13 protein-coding genes, 1 other RNA gene and 1 pseudogene are annotated in these 14,897 nt (G+C 69.1%); 11 read left to right on the plus strand and 4 right to left on the minus strand.

Annotated elements, in window-relative coordinates:
- Positions 1–10: 10 nt before the first annotated feature.
- Positions 11–107: signal recognition particle sRNA small type (gene ffs / locus FDA38_RS00295), an RNA gene on the plus strand.
- A gap of 28 nt (positions 108–135) precedes the next feature.
- Positions 136–954 (plus strand): ammonia-dependent NAD(+) synthetase, encoded by an 819-nt coding sequence (gene nadE / locus FDA38_RS00300; RefSeq protein ID WP_137252067.1) that lies wholly within the window; start codon positions 136–138, stop codon positions 952–954.
- A gap of 14 nt (positions 955–968) precedes the next feature.
- Here nadE and FDA38_RS00305 read toward each other — a convergent pair whose 3' ends face one another.
- Positions 969–1,367, minus strand: a complete 399-nt coding sequence (locus tag FDA38_RS00305) for an SRPBCC family protein (protein WP_137252068.1) — start codon at positions 1,365–1,367, stop codon at positions 969–971.
- A gap of 2 nt (positions 1,368–1,369) precedes the next feature.
- Positions 1,370–1,846, minus strand: coding sequence for a MarR family winged helix-turn-helix transcriptional regulator (locus FDA38_RS00310; RefSeq protein WP_137252069.1), 477 nt, complete (start codon positions 1,844–1,846; stop codon positions 1,370–1,372).
- Positions 1,847–2,007: 161 nt separating this feature from the next.
- Between FDA38_RS00310 and FDA38_RS00315 the strand changes: the two genes are divergently transcribed.
- Complete coding sequence (locus tag FDA38_RS00315; protein ID WP_170989532.1) at positions 2,008–3,633, plus strand: long-chain fatty acid--CoA ligase; 1,626 nt, start codon at positions 2,008–2,010, stop codon at positions 3,631–3,633.
- A gap of 21 nt (positions 3,634–3,654) precedes the next feature.
- Here the strand turns inward: FDA38_RS00315 and FDA38_RS00320 are convergent, their stop codons facing one another.
- On the minus strand, positions 3,655–4,467 hold the full coding sequence (locus FDA38_RS00320; protein ID WP_137252070.1) for a nucleotidyltransferase domain-containing protein: 813 nt from the start codon (positions 4,465–4,467) through the stop codon (positions 3,655–3,657).
- 57 nt (positions 4,468–4,524) lie between these two features.
- On the opposite strand from FDA38_RS00320, the gene FDA38_RS00325 reads away from it, so the two are divergent.
- The 8 genes and pseudogenes from FDA38_RS00325 (at position 4,525) to FDA38_RS00365 (ending at position 13,711) form a co-directional block, all read left to right on the plus strand.
- The gene (locus tag FDA38_RS00325) at positions 4,525–5,112 is read left to right on the plus strand and encodes a nucleoside/nucleotide kinase family protein (protein ID WP_137252071.1); all 588 of its coding nucleotides are present in this window, start codon (positions 4,525–4,527) and stop codon (positions 5,110–5,112) included.
- A gap of 57 nt (positions 5,113–5,169) precedes the next feature.
- Positions 5,170–6,642 (plus strand): annotated as a pseudogene (locus FDA38_RS43745) (DNA polymerase III subunit gamma and tau); the annotation flags it as partial.
- A 2,282-nt stretch (positions 6,643–8,924) separates the two neighbouring features.
- Positions 8,925–9,527 carry a YbaB/EbfC family nucleoid-associated protein gene (locus FDA38_RS43525; protein ID WP_137252072.1) on the plus strand — a complete coding sequence of 201 codons (603 nt, stop codon included), beginning with the start codon at positions 8,925–8,927 and terminating at the stop codon, positions 9,525–9,527.
- A gap of 1 nt (position 9,528) precedes the next feature.
- Positions 9,529–10,128, plus strand: a complete 600-nt coding sequence (gene recR / locus FDA38_RS00345; protein WP_137252073.1) for a recombination mediator RecR — start codon at positions 9,529–9,531, stop codon at positions 10,126–10,128.
- The gene (locus tag FDA38_RS00350; RefSeq protein ID WP_137252074.1) at positions 10,121–10,765 is read left to right on the plus strand and encodes a DUF5063 domain-containing protein; all 645 of its coding nucleotides are present in this window, start codon (positions 10,121–10,123) and stop codon (positions 10,763–10,765) included. The genes recR and FDA38_RS00350 overlap by 8 nt, the downstream gene beginning before the upstream one ends.
- Positions 10,766–10,772: 7 nt before the next feature.
- Entirely contained in the window at positions 10,773–11,423 is a 651-nt protein-coding gene (locus tag FDA38_RS00355; RefSeq protein ID WP_137252075.1) for a hypothetical protein, read from the plus strand.
- 21 nt (positions 11,424–11,444) lie between these two features.
- Positions 11,445–13,220, plus strand: a complete 1,776-nt coding sequence (locus FDA38_RS42565) for a serine/threonine-protein kinase (protein ID WP_137252076.1) — start codon at positions 11,445–11,447, stop codon at positions 13,218–13,220.
- Positions 13,220–13,711 carry a GNAT family N-acetyltransferase gene (locus FDA38_RS00365; protein WP_137252077.1) on the plus strand — a complete coding sequence of 164 codons (492 nt, stop codon included), beginning with the start codon at positions 13,220–13,222 and terminating at the stop codon, positions 13,709–13,711. The genes FDA38_RS42565 and FDA38_RS00365 overlap by 1 nt, the downstream gene beginning before the upstream one ends.
- Here the strand turns inward: FDA38_RS00365 and dinB are convergent.
- A complete protein-coding gene (dinB, locus tag FDA38_RS00370) occupies positions 13,685–14,878 on the minus strand; it encodes a DNA polymerase IV (protein WP_325053024.1) in 1,194 nt (397 codons plus the stop codon). The two genes, FDA38_RS00365 and dinB, sit on opposite strands and share 27 nt — an antisense overlap.
- Positions 14,879–14,897 lie beyond the last annotated feature (19 nt).

The following is a 14,897-nucleotide window of genomic DNA, read 5'->3' on the forward strand; positions in this document are numbered from 1 at the left end:
TACACTCGTGGCTGGTTCCCCGCGTGGCGGTATCTCGCCCAAACCCCCCAGGGCCGGAAGGCAGCAAGGGTAAGTGAGCTCTTCCGGGTGCGCGGGGAATCCTTATGTCCGGGGCCTGGCGTCGTGAGGAGTCCGATGAATCCCGAGAGCCGATACCTGCAGGAACTGATCATCGCCGAGCTCAGCGTGCCCACGGCGTTCGACGTGGACAGCGAGATCGAGCAGCGGGTCGAGTTCCTGGCCGACCGGCTCCGGAAGACCGGCGCGGCAGGCTACGTGCTCGCGATCAGCGGCGGCGTCGACTCCGCGGTCGGAGGCCGGCTCGGGCAGCTCGCGGTGGAGCGGATCAGGTCCGAGGGCGGTCAGGCGACGTTCGTCGCGATGCGGCTGCCGTACGGCGTACAGGCCGACGAGGCGGACGCCCAGCGCGCCCTGCAGTTCATCAAGCCGGACGAGACGCTGGACGTGAACATTAAGCCGGCCACCGACGCCATGGTCGAGTCGGTCCGGCACGCCGGGCTGGGCGACCGAGAGGACTTCCACGTCGGCAACATCAAGGCCCGCCAGCGCATGGTCGCGCAGTACGTCGTGGCCGGTGCCCGCGGCGCACTGGTCATCGGCACGGACCACGCGGCCGAGGCGGTGATGGGCTTCTTCACCAAGTACGGCGACGGCGCCTGCGACCTCACGCCGTTGTCCGGTCTGAACAAGCGCCGCGTCCGCGCCGTCGGCGAGCGGCTCGGCGCCGACCCGGAGACCACCGGCAAGGTGCCGACGGCCGACCTGGAGACGAACAACCCCGGCGTACCCGACGAGGCCGTGCTGGGCGTCACGTACGACGAGATCGACGACTTCCTCGAGGGCCTCGACGTGGACGAGAAGGCCGCAAGCACGATCATCGCCACCCACCACCGCACCGCCCACAAGCGCGCAGTACCCCTCGCCTTCAGCTGACGCGGGCCAGAGCGTCAGGCGGCGTGGCTGAACTGGCGGACGCGGTTGGCGAGACGGGCCAGCCGGATGGTGGCGATGTTGCGGTACGCCGGGCGTAGGACGGTCGCCAGCGGACCGGACTGCTCGAACGTGTGGGTGACCTGGCTGTCCGGACCGATGGTCCACGTCCCGACCTCGCGGAACCCTGGCACCTGCCAGCTGATCTCGATCCGGTCCGGCTCGACCACTGTGTACTGCAGCTCACCGGCGAACCCCGGCCGGACCCGCAGCGCGTAGCTGCTGCCGAGGTCTGCCTCGGCCGGGCCGTCGATGGCCAGGAACGCCTCGTTCCACTCCGGGAGCGCGAGTGCGTCGAGCAGGACGTGGCGGATCGCTGCGGGGCCGGCGTGGATGATTTCGGTGGCCTGTTCCATGACTAGTTCTCCTGAGTGGCGAGTTCGGGATCCCGGCGACGGGCCAGGGCCGCGCCGGCCGGGAAGGCGTCGGCGAGCGTGCGGAGCGTAGTGATGGTCTCGTCGAGCGCCTGGCCGGCGACGAGGTCGTGCATGGTGCGGTGCAGCCGGTTTTCCGCGGTGACGATGCGGCGGTGCAGGGCGCGGCCCTGCGTGGTCAGGCTGAGCGTGAGGTAGCGCCGGTCGACCTTGTCGATGCCGCGTTTGACCAGTCCTTGCGCGACGAGGCGATCGACGAGACGGCTCGGGCTGTTGCCGGTCTCGCAGACCAGCAGGCCGCCGAGCGCATTCAGCGTGAGCGGGCCGTGGTCGCGCAGGACGCGCAGAACCTCTGCCTGGGAAGGCGTTATGCCCAACGGGCGCAGCTCGGCGGCGAGCAGCCGGTTGCCCTCGCGCTGGATCGCCAGCACGAGATAGCGAAGCTCCTCGACAACCTTCATGGTCGATATATTACACGACACGTGTGTCATGACATCTATTTGGCGCGAGTGTTTCGATCGGTGAGAATCTGTTGCCTGAGGCGACGGGTTCCGGAAGAGTGCCGGAGAAAGTCCGGTTGAGGTCATGGCCAAGGCGACATCGCGGCTGGCACAGTGTCTGCATGAAGGGTCTGATGCAGAACTACCAACTGTCCCTGGACACGATCTTCCGCCGGGCCGAGCAGTTCTACCCGGACAAGACCGTCTACACCGGCGGTCCGGCGCCGACCAAGCTGACGTACGCCGAGTGGGCGGAGCGGACCAGACGTCTGGGCGGCGTCCTGGACACGCTCGGGGTCACCCCGGACGGCCGCGTCGGGACATTCGCGTGGAACTCAGGACGCCACCTCGAGCTGTACTTCGCTGCGCCCTGCACCGGCCGGGTGCTGCACACGCTCAACATCAGACTCTTCCCGGACCAGATCGTCTACATCGCGAATCACGCCGAGGACGAGGTCGTGTTCGTCGACCGCTCGCTGCTGGGGGTGTTCCTGCCGCTGCTCGAGCGGCTCCCGCAGATCCAGCACGTGGTCGTCATGGACGACCTGCCGCCTGGGGCGCCGGGTGCGGAGGTCCCGGACGACTCACGGTTCCACGACTACGAGGAGCTGCTGGCCGCGGCCCAGCCGGTCGAGTTCCACGTCGAGGACGAGAACCAGGCCGCCGCGATGTGCTACACGAGTGGGACGACGGGGCATCCGAAGGGAGTCGTCTATTCGCATCGGTCCACCTGGCTGCACTCGATCGGCGTACTGACGAATGCCGGCATCGGGCTGACCGAGACGGACACGGTGATGCCGGTCGTGCCGATGTTCCATGCGAACGCGTGGGGTCTGGCGCACGCGGCGCCGATGGCCGGCGCGTCGCTGGTGTTCCCGGGACCGGACATGACGCCGGCCGGGATTCTCAAGCTGCTCCAGGAGCAGGAGGTCACGTTGTCGGCCGGGGTGCCGACGATCTGGCAGGGGCTGTTGCCGCTGCTCGACGGCGTCGAGTTGCCGAAGCTGCGGAGGATCCCCTGTGGCGGTTCGGCCGTGCCCTTGGCGTTGTCGGAGGCGTTCCGGCTGAAGCTCGGCCGGCCGATCCTGCAGGCGTGGGGCATGACCGAGACGAGCCCGGTCGCGACCGCCTCCCATGTTCCATCGCGGAATGCGGATCTTCCTGAGGAAGAGCAGGCACACCTGCGCGCCCGGGCCGGACTGCCGCTGCCTGGTGTCGAGGTGCGCATCGTCGAGCCTGGTTCGATCGAGGCGCTGCCGTGGGACGACGAGGCCACCGGTGAGCTGCAGGTCCGTGGCCCGTGGATCGCGGCGGAGTATTACCGTCCCGACGACGGTGTCCAGCTGAACACCGAGGACGGCTGGATGAAGACGGGCGACGTCGCCGCGATCGACCAGTACGGTTCGGTCCGGATCGTCGACCGGACGAAGGACCTGGTGAAGTCCGGCGGCGAGTGGATCAGCTCGGTCGAGCTGGAGAACCTGTTGATGGCCCACCCCGCAGTACGAGAAGCGGCGGTCATCGGCGTGCCGCACCCGAAGTGGGTCGAGCGGCCGCTGGCGTGCATCGTCCTGCAGGAGGGTGCGACTGCGACGGGCGAGGACATCCTCGAGTATCTGCGTCCGCTGGTTGCGAGTTGGTGGGTCCCGGATGCGGTCGAGTTCATCGACGAGGTCCCGAAGACCTCGGTCGGCAAGTTCTCCAAGAAGGACCTCCGCACCCGCTTCGCCAACTACCACCTGGAATGAGGTGCGTGCCTCCGGCAACCATCAGGAGAAGTCGACCTGGAAATGGTTCCGGAGGTGGGTGAGGGTTGCGTCGACGAACTCGGTCGGCCAGGGGTTGTCGGTCAGCTTGGCCAGTGCGGTGCCGCGGGTGATGAACTCGCGGCAGATGTACTGGTTCGCCGCGATGATGTCGGCGGGCTCGGTGCCGGCGGCCGGGACGGCTTCCAGGGCGGCGCGTTGCTCGTCGGACAGTAGGGCGTTGAGGCGCTTGGCCCCGCTGGTCCGGCGTACGCCGCGTTCGGCCAGCATGAGCGCGACGAGTTGGTCGCGGACGACGCCGACGCCCTGGTTGCCGACGATCCGCTCGTCACGACCGAGGACCGTGACCAGGTTCCCGAGGAAGTAGAAGAAGAGGTTGACGTTGGTCGCCGGCCAGTACGGTTCTCCGGGTCGGCCGCCCTTCGCAGCGATATCGCCGTGCGGGAACAGCGTCCCGTCCCGGTCGAACAACACGCGCACCCCGTCGTACTGCTCCCGTTCGAACGAGGCCAACGGGTGCACGAACAGATCCACATGCAACCAGTCCGGCGTGATCCCCAGTCCACCGATGAGCCCCGGGACCCTGTCCGTCAGCACGGTCGGCCCGGTCAGCTCCCGCAGTACGTCGTCCCAGTGCTCGCCGAACCACTCCAGGCTGTCGTCTGTGACCACGAGATGTACGTCGACATCGCTGAACCGATCGGCCGCGCCCGTCGCATAACTCCCGATGAGGTAGACCCCGAGCACCCGCTCGTCCTGCGGCAGGACCTCGGCCGCTCGCGCGATCACTGCCTGCTGCCGCTCGTCCCCAGTCATCGCTCCACGCTAGATCGTGTCTGGCGTTTCCCGGGATCAGGGGCCTACGGTCGAGGGGTGACGACTCGGCAGGCCGTTCTCACGCGGTTGATCGAGTCGATCGTCGGCATTTCTTCGGATCGTCCCGTGCGGGTCGCGGTGGACGGGCCGGATGCGGCCGGGAAGACGACGTTGGCCGACGAGCTGGCAGCCGCGTTGTCCGGCATCCGTCCGGCGATCAGGGCGAGCGTTGACGACTACATCCGCCCCGCGGATGAGCGACCGCAGTCGCCGGGCGTCCCCGCGGCGGGGTACTTCGACGACAACTTCGACTTGGCTGCGCTGGTCGCCGGGTACCTGATTCCGCTGGGGCCGGGCGGCGATCGTAGCTATCGGGCCGCGGACGGCTCGACAGGGATCGCGCCGTACGACGCGGTGCTGCTCGTCGATGGCGTGTTTCTGCTCCAGGAGCGACTACGCCCGCACTGGGATGTCGGCATCTACTGCACATCGGCGAGGACGAGATGCTGCGGCGAGGTGTGCTCCGTGATCGGGACAGCTACGGCGGGGAGGACGCCGCGCGGGGGATGTTCGAGACGCAGTTCGTCCCGGGCTGGCGCGCGTACCAGGCTCAGCATGATCCGGCCGCGGCGGCCACCGTCGTGATCGACCACGCAGACGCGTCCCACCCGGTCATCCGGCCCGGCAGCGCGGGCGAAGGAAATGTCGGGCGGCAGCGCTAGGGTTGCGGGCGTGGAAGCACCCCTTGCGCTGTACCGCCGGTATCGCCCGGAGACGTTCGCGGAGGTGATCGGGCAGGAACATGTCACGGCGCCGTTGCGGAACGCGTTGAGCAACAACCGGGTCAATCACGCCTACCTGTTCTCCGGACCGCGAGGGTGTGGAAAGACCACCAGTGCGCGGATCCTCGCCCGCGCGATCAACTGTGAGAAGGGCCCGATCGCCGAGCCGTGCGGGGTGTGCAAGTCGTGCACCGACCTGGCGCGTGGTGGCCCCGGCAGCATCGACGTGATCGAGATCGACGCGGCGTCGCACGGGGGCGTGGACGACGCCCGTGATCTGCGGGAGCGTGCGTTCTTCGCCCCGGTCGAGAGCCGCTACAAGATCTACATCATCGACGAGGCGCACATGGTGACCACGCAGGGCTTCAACGCCCTGCTCAAGCTGGTCGAGGAGCCGCCGCCGCACCTCAAGTTCATCTTCGCCACCACCGAGCCCGACAAGGTCATCGGGACGATCCGGTCGCGTACGCACCACTATCCGTTCCGGCTGGTGCCGCCGAAGGTGCTGGCTGATTACATGGCCAAGCTATGTGAGGCGGAGGGCGTCGCGATCGAGTCGGCTGCGCTGCCTCTGGTCGTGCGGGCCGGCGCGGGTTCGGTGCGTGACTCGCTGAGCGTGCTGGACCAGCTGATCGGTGGGGCTGGGCCGGGAGGGGTGACGTACCAACTGGCGGTGGCGCTGCTCGGGTTCACTCCCGACTCGTTGCTCGATGCGTGTGTTGATGGATTCGCGGCGCATGACAGCGCTGCCGTGTTCGAGACGATCGAGAAGGTCATTGAGACCGGTCAGGACCCCAAGCGGTTCGCCGAAGACCTGCTGCGGCGGTTGCGCGATCTGGTTGTGCTGTCCGCCGTGCCGAATGCTGTCGCGTCCGGTTTGATCGAGGCTGCCGAGGACCAGGGTGAGCGGCTGCAGACGCAGGCCGCTGGCATCGGTCCGGCGGAGCTCACGCGGGCGGCGGACATCGTCGCTGCCGGCCTGCTGGAGATGCGCGGCGCGACGGCACCCCGCCTCCAACTCGAGCTGATCTGCGCCAAGGTCCTGCTCCCCGGCGCCGACGACTCCACCAACGGCATCCAAGCCCGCTTGGACCGCATGGAACGCCGCCTAGCCATCGGTGTGCCTGCCGGTACTCCAGACGCCGCGCAGTCAGCCGCAGGTACTGCGCCTGCGGGGCGGCCGGCCGGATCCAGTACTGCGAACGCGGGGCAGCCCGTGTCAGGTACTGGGAACGCGGGGCAGCCGCACGCAGCCGGCGTGGGTACTCCGGGCGCTGCCGCGCCGGGTGGTGCCTCCGACGACTTCGGCGCACCTGGAGGGGACGCCGCGACAAGCAGGGCGGCAGCACGCGCTGCCGCAACCGCGGGGGGCTCCCGGGGCGCCGCCGATGGCTCGTCGGACGCTGGTTCCGTCGGAGGATCGGCTGCTGGAGCTGGTGCACCTGGTGGAGCAGACGGTGCGGCTGGTGGAGTAGATGCAGCTGGCGCCGGATCTGGTGGAGCTGTTGGAGTTGGCGCGGGTGCCGGGGCTGCTGGGGTCGGTGGAGCTGGCGCGGGTGCCGGAGCAGGTGAGGCCGGTGGAATCGGTGCGGGTGCCGGATCTGGTGGGGCTGCTGGCGCCGGCGCCGGGGCTGGTGGGGCCGCTGGAGGTGGCGCGGGTGCTGGAGCTGGTCAGGCCGGTGCGGGAGCAGGTGGTGGGTCTGCTTCGGCCGGCGCGCAGCGGGCCGGCGCCCCGACCGCAGCCTCGAGCAGCTCCTCGGCTGGTGGTGGGCGTACGGGGGCTTGGGGTGATGGGGCTGAGTCTTCGGTTGGCGGTGTAGTTCCCGCTGAGGTAGTTGCTGGTGGTGCTGGTTCCGGCGGGGGTGGGGCTGCGGCTGGTGGGGGTGCTGGTGGGGCGGTTGGGCTGGCTGACATTCGGCGGTTGTGGCCTGAGGTTTTGGAGGCCGTGAAGAGCAAGCGGCGGTTTGCTTGGATCATGTTGAGCCAGAACGCGCAGGTCATCGCGATCGACGATCAGACGCTGACGCTCGGGCTGGTGAACGCGGGGGCTCGGGAGAGCTTTGCGCGTTCGGGAAGTGACGAGATCCTGCGGCAAGCGATGAACGACACCATCGGCGTCGACCGCCGAGTCGAAGCCGTCGTCGACCCCTCCACGGACCCAGGCGCCGGCGGTTCGGGCGCCAGTGGTCCCGGTGGTCCCGGTGGTCCCGGTGGTCGACAGGGTGGTGGCCCCAGCGGCAGCACGCCAGGCGGTTCCGGCGGCGGTGTCCAGGGCGGACCTGGCGGCGGTGTCCAGGGCGGACCTGGCGGTGGTGCCCAGGGCGGACCTGGCGGCGGTGTCCAGGGCGGACCTGGCGGTGGTGCCCAGGGCGGACCTGGCGGTGGTGCCCAAGGCGGACCCGGCGGTGGTGCCCATGGCGGACCCGGTGGGGGTGTCCAGGGCGGACCCGGTGGAGGTGCTCAAGGCGGACCCGGTGGAGGTGCCCAGGGCGGATCCGGCGGAGTCGGTCAGGGTGGGCCGAGTGGTGTTGCCCAAGGCGGGCCCGGGGGCCACGATGCGCCCGGAGGTCACGGTGGTGGTGCTTCGGGTGATGCCGGTGGTGCTTATGCAGGCGGGTCTGGTGTGGGCGCGCCGGGAGGCCATGGTGGAGATGTGGCGGGCGGACGCGGGCGGGGTGCTGCTGGGATGGGCAGCTCCGGAGCGGGCGGCTCACACGACGGCGGTCTAGGGGCGGGTCCAGGCATTGGCGGACCGGAGGCGGGCGGGTCTGATGTCGGCGGCGGCCTCGCCGCTACCGGGCCGGTTGACGCAGCCTCGCTTGGCGCGGGCGCAGGTGAGTCTGGCGCAGGTGGGCCAGGTGATCGCGTAGCCGCTGGGGGCGGCGTGGACGGAGCTGTGGCGACTGGTCCCGCGGCTGGAGGGTCGGCTGCTGGTGGTCCTGCGGCGGGCGGGTCGGGTGGCGGTGGCGCTGATGGGCGCGGTTCGGCGGGGCGGGCAGGAGCGGCTGGCGGTGCGTCCGGCGAGCCGGTTGGCGGTCGGGAATGGGCGGACGGAGCGGGGAGTGTTGCGCTGCGGGAGCCGCCTGAGTCGGAGTACGACGTGCCGCCGGGGGTGGATCCGTGGGAGGACGGCCGAGGCGGTGCGGCCCAGCCGGTCCAGCCGGTCCAGGCGTCTCCGGTGGATCGGCGGGAGCAGGCGGCTAGTAAGCGGCGGGCGGCGGAGGCTGCGGTAGCGGCTGAGCAGGCTCGGGCTGCGGCGCGGGCGCCGGTTGTGCCTGAGGTGCCGTTGACGCCTGAGGAGGAAGCCGCCTCGATCGGTGAGGACGACGTGGTGCTGGATGACGATCCGCGGTCGCACACCGATCTGCTGCGGGAGACTCTTGGCGCGCAGATCATCACCGAAGAGCCGAACTGAGTTCAGCTGAAAGTCACTCGCACAGGATCGTCCACAGCCAGGACTAGACCGGCACGGTGGGTGTCCACATCATCCACAACCCTGTGGGAAAAGATGTCCACAAGGTTGTGGATAACTTTGGGGAGACTGGTCGGTTTCTGGGCGTGCGTGGGGTTGTCCGACCGACCGGCTAGTGTGGAGTCTCCGGTCGTCGGACGCGTGTCAGGGGCCGGGTAGGCAAGCTCGGGGCTCGGGAGAGCGGTTCGGACGAGGAGATCGCAGTGTTCGACGGTGGCGGTGCTGGGGGCTTCGACATGTCCAACCTGCTCGCGCAGGCGCAGGCGATGCAGAACCAGCTGATGGAAGCGCAGGCAGACCTCGAAGGTCAGGAGATCGAGGGGTCGGCCGGTGGCGGTTTGGTGACTGCCCTGGTGTCCGGCACGGGCGAGCTGCTCAGCCTGAACATCAAGCAAGAGGCTGTCGACCCGGACGACACCGAGACGCTGGCCGACCTGATCGTCGCCGCGGTCCGCGACGCCTCTGAGAACGCGAAGCAGGCTGCTGCCGCCGCCATGGGTCCGCTGGCCGGCGGGCTGGGCGGCGCGTTCGGCGAGGGCGGCATCCCCGGCTTCGGCGGTGGAGCTCCGGCGCAGTCCGCGCCCGCCGGCTTCGGGCTGCCGAGTGCGACGCCGCCTGCAGTAGGACCGGGCGACGACACCACCGCGACCGAGCCGGGCAAGCCTGGGCCGAGCGGTCCGGCGGACGACGAGGGCCGTGCGCAGGCGTCCGAGGGGACCCATGGCTCGGATGACCAGAATCGTGGCGGCGTCGGGTTCGTGAACCCGGGGAGCGGGGCCGGCGCTTCCGGTCAGAACCCGGTCTGACGTGTACGAGGGTGCCGTTCAGGACCTCATCGACGAGCTGGGGCGGTTGCCCGGAGTGGGTCCGAAGTCCGCGCAGCGGATCGCGTTCCACCTGCTCGCGGCCGACGAGACCGACGTACGGCGGCTTGCGCATGTGCTCGTGCAGGTCAAGGAGAAGGTCAAGTTCTGCGAGATCTGCGGCAATGTCTCGGAGGAAGTGCAGTGCCGGATCTGCCGTGACCCGCGCCGGGACCTGAGTCTGATCTGTGTGGTCGAAGAGGCCAAGGACGTGGTCGCGATCGAGCGCACCCGCGAGTTCCGCGGCCGGTACCACGTGCTCGGCGGGGCGATCTCGCCGATCGAGGGGATCGGGCCGGACGAACTCCACATCAAGGAACTGATGCAACGGCTGGCCAGCGGTGAGGTGACCGAGATCATCCTGGCCACCGATCCGAACCTGGAGGGTGAGGCGACAGCCACCTACCTGAGCCGCCTGCTGCGGCCCATGGGGTTGCGCGTCACCCGTTTGGCTAGTGGACTTCCTGTAGGCGGTGACCTCGAGTACGCCGACGAGGTCACACTCGGACGGGCGTTTGAAGGGCGACGATCAATCGATGACTGAACCAACCGATATTGCAGAGCGCGCATTGGCCACGGACTCCGAGGACCTCACCGAGTTCGCCGAACAGATCGCCGACCAGGTCCGGAGCTTCCTGATCTCGGTGCGCGACATCGCCGCGCAGCCGGACGAGGACGGGGTCGACGAGGGCCTCGCCTCGCTGCCGTACCTGCTGCTCGAGGTGAGCCAGTTGCTGCTCGCCGGCGGCCGCCTCGGCGCGTTCGAGGACTTCGTCCCCGAGGAGCGGTTCGAGAGCGACGCCGGTCCGGACCCGGATCTGGACGCGATGCGGGACCGTCTCGCGGTGCTGTTCGAGGGCCTCGACGAGTACGCCGAGGTCTTCGACCCGTACGCCGCTCCGCCGGAGATCACCGTGAACCGGCTCTCCGACGACCTCACCGCGATCGCGACCGACCTTGTGCACGGCCTCGCGCACTACGAGGACGGCCGGGTCGTCGAGGCGCTGTGGTGGTGGCAGTTCTCGTACGTCTCCACGTGGGGCGCGGCTGCGAGCGCCGTACTGCGGGCGATCCAGTCGCTGATCGCGCACGACCGGCTCGAGCCGGCGCACGATGCAGAGACCGAGGCGACCGATCGTGAACTCGTCGAGGTTGCCGAAGAGGCCGTCCAGCGTCGCTGACCACGGAGTGTCTGTTCATGAGGTGATCCGGCGGTTGCCGGATGTCGGCACGGTTCGGCGGGTCAGTCGGGCGTTGGCCGTGTTGGACCTGGTGCTCAACGAGGACGAGCGCACCAGGTACTACGAGTTCGACGCGCGCTGGTCCGAGACCGAAGAGGCCGCGTTGATGCGGAACGGGTCGGGGGACGAGTACTCGATCGTGTTCTCGCCTGACGGGGCGTTCGCGTACGGGTTCGACCATGAGTCGCCGATGTCGCCGTACGCGAATGATCAGAAGGTGTGGCCCGGCCTGCTTGAGGGTGTGCCGGAGGTGTTCCATGCGGCGCGGGACGACAAGGCGTTCAGCGATGAGGGCGTGCCGCGCGCGACCGTGTGCTTCTGGCGTACGACGGATGACTCGGCCTGGCGATCCGGTCCGGTGGAGGACGCGGACCGCGACGGGGCCGACTGGCTGTTCGAGTTGGTCGCTGATGGCCGGCCCGAGGCGTACCTGACGTTTGCCGAGGAGTACTACGAGGTGGCGCTCGACCTCGACGCGATCCGGCATGTGTACGCGCTGATGCCGTTGACGGAGTACGTCGTGACGTCGCTGAACAGGCAGCGACGACTGAGCGATCTCTCCGACGGGATCGCCGAGATCGGTTACCCGCGGTCCTGAAGCGCGTTAGCGTGTCGCCCGATGACAACGCATCCACACGATCCGGCCGTGGTCGGATCGTTCGCGATCCAGGGCCGGCTCGGTCGTGGGGCGATGGGTGCGGTCTACCTTGCGCGTTCGCCGGGCGGCCGGTTGGTCGCGGTGAAGGTGGTGCGCGAGGAGCTCGCCGATGATCCGGGGTTCCGGGCGCGGTTCGCGCGGGAGATCGACGCTGCGCGGAAGGTGAGTGGGGCGTTCACGGCGGCCGTTGTGGACGCTGATCCGGATGCGGATCGGCCCTGGCTTGCGACGGAGTACCTGCCGGGACCGACGCTGCAGAAGGCGATTGAGATGTCTGGACCGATGTCGCCGGGTGGCGCGCAGTCGCTCGCGAGTGGGTTGGCCGAGGCGTTGATGGCGATCCACGCGAGCGGTGTCGTGCATCGCGACCTGAAGCCGTCGAACATCGTGCTGACCGACAACGGGCCGCGGGTGATCGACTTCGGGATTGCTCGGGCGTTGGAGGAGGCGAGTCTGACGGCGACCGGGATGGTGATCGGTACGCCGGGTTACCTGTCGCCGGAGCAGATCACGGGGACTGGGATCGGGCCGGCGAGCGATCTGTTCGCGCTTGGTGCGGTGCTGGTGTTCGCGGCGTCGGGGCGGGGTCCGTTCGCGACCGGGAATCCGGCGTCAATGCTGCATCGGATCGTGAACGAGCATCCACACATCCCGCCGCTCCCGGGGCCGCTGCATGACGTCGTACGCCGGTGTTTGGCCCGCGATCCCGCGCAACGCCCGACACCGATGGAAATCCTGCACGTCCTAGGACCGCCGGTACCAACAGCCCTCCTCAACCCACCCACGATCCCCATGTCACCCGCCACGAAGGTCCTCCCACCAACGGGACCTTTCCCGACGGCGCAGCTGCCCGATGGTGTGTCGCCGCCGAGCCCGCCCGCGGGGGCGGACGGCCCAGCCTGGTCGGCCGGTGCGGCGGCACCCAGTGGTCCCGCGGGGTCGGGTACCGCGGCATGGCCGGGTGGTGCGGCGGGGTTGGGCGGTGTGTCGGGGCCTGGTGGCGCACCGGCGCCCGCTGGTCCCGCGTGGGCGGCTGGCCCGGCCGGGCTGGGTGGTGCGGTGGACTCGGGCGGCGCGTCGGCCCTGGGTGGTCTGGCTTGGTCAGGTGGTGCGGCGGCACCGGGTGGTGTGGCAGGGCCGGGTGGTGTCGCAGGGCCGGGTGATGTGGCGGCACCGGGTGGTGGGGCGGGGCCGGGTGGTGTGGCTTGGTCGGGCGATAGGGCGGGGTCGGGCGGGGTGGGGGCTAGTTTTGCGAGCAGTCGAGCGCGACCGGGTTTGTTCGCGGGGATTTTCACGGTGCTTTGGCTTGCGTTTGTGCCGGTTGATCCGCAAGTGAAGGCGCTTCATCCTGTGTTGTCGACGTTGTCCGGGCTGGTCTCGTTGGTGTTTTTGTACTTTGCGGTTCGGCATTGGATTCTTGTGCTCAGGCCGAAGGTTGTGCTTCGGCTGTCTCCGCAGGGATTGACGGTCAAGCGCGCCTACCGCGAAGCCACCATCCCCTGGTACGGCGTCACGCGGCTCCATGTTGGTGGGGATAGCAAGCGGCCCTGGCTGATCGCATGGCTTGAGCCGCAGTTCCAGAACCAGTTGCCTGTCTCGCATCGCCGCCACCACGGCGGTCTGCGCATCTACCCGATCGCTCACGGCTCCACGCAGGCCCGTCGTCGGACCCAGGTCAACGAGCTGCGCGCCGCCCTCAACTGGTACGCGGGTCGCATCCACGACAATTCCTACTGATGAACATCCGACCAGCCACCGCGGCCGACAGCGCCGCCATCGGCGACCTGCTCCAGCAGTCCTGGGGTAGTCACATCGCGGTCGCCCACGGCGTCGCGTACGACGCCACCACGCTGCCCGCCATCGTGGCCGAGGAGGACGACCGCATCGTCGGCCTGCTCACGTACAACCTGCAGGACGACGAGCTGGAGGTCGTCACGATCGACGCGCCGGCCCAGCACCGCGGCGTCGGCACAGCCCTTCTGAAGGCCGCCACCGAAACAGCACAAGCAGCCGGAGCACGCCGCCTGTGGCTGATCACCACCAACGACAACCTCGACGCGCTCCGCTTCTACCAACGCCGCGGCCTGCGCATCGTCGAGGTCCGGCCCGGCGCCGTCGACGAGTCCCGCAAGCTCAAACCGTCGATCCCACAGGCCGGCGCCTACGGAATCCCGCTCCACGACGAGCTCGTCCTCGAGCTGCTAATCGGGCAGCATCGGCATCTCTAGCCCCGGCCGCTTACCCAGCAGAATGCCCCGCGTAATGGCGTCCGTCCCGAACTTGTCCTTGACCTGATCGAGCGCCGAGTCGAGCTCATTGTTCGCCGCCTTGTCGAACGGCAGCGCCAACTGCAACGCCGCCTCGTTCTCCAGGTTGCCGACCGAAATGCCGATCATCGTGATCCCCTGCGCAGCGATCAGCGGTTGCGCAGCACGCAGCAACGCCCGGGCCGTGATCAAAATCGCCCGCGTCTGATCCGTTGCCTGGGGCAACGTATGTGAGCGGGTCGCCCGAGTGAAGTCGTCGAACCGCAGCCGCAGCGTGACCGTCCGGCCCGAGCGCCCCGCATTGCGCATCCGGCGCGAAACCCGGTCGACCAAGCCGGCCAGTACGGCGTCAAGCGTCGCCGGCGACTTCGGCGACCGCCCCAGCGCCCGCTGCGAACCGATCGACCGCCGCCGTCGCCCGACCTCGATCGGTCGCGGATCCCGGTTGTGCGCCAGCGCATGCAGATGCCGCCCGGACGCCCGCCCGAGCATCGCCACCAACGCCGCCTCGGGCAGGATCGCGACATCGCCAACCTTCGCGAGCCCCCGGCTGCGCAGCTTCTCGGCCGTCACCTCGCCAACACCCCACAGCCGCGAAACATCCAACGGATGCAGGAACTCCAGCTCCCGGTCCGGTGCGACCTCGAGCAGCCCGTCAGGCTTCGCGACCCCGCTCGCCACCTTGGCGAGGAACTTCGTCCGCGCCACCCCGACCGTGATCGGCAGCCCGACCCGCGACAGCACCTCGGCCCGCAACCGGCGCGCGATCTCCACCGGCGTACCGCGGATCTTCCGCAAGCCGCCCACATCGAGGAACGCCTCGTCGATCGACAGCCCCTCGACCAGCGGCGTCGTGTCCTCGAAGACCTTGAACACCGCCTTGCTGGCCTCCGAGTACGCCGACATGCGCGGCTCGACGACGATCGCGCCCGGGCAGCGGCGCATCGCCTGGCCACCGTTCATCGCCGTACGCACGCCATACGCCTTGGCCTCGTAGCTGCACGCGAGCACCACCCCCGCGCCGACGATCACCGGGCGGCCGCGCAGGCGTGGGTCGTCGCGCTGCTCGACCGACGCGTAGAACGCGTCGAGGTCGGCATGCAGGATCGTCGCACCACCCAAGGACACGAACACATGTTCGCATATA

Origin of the sequence: Kribbella jiaozuonensis, assembly GCF_005233875.1 — a bacterium.
GTDB lineage: Bacteria > Actinomycetota > Actinomycetes > Propionibacteriales > Kribbellaceae > Kribbella > Kribbella jiaozuonensis.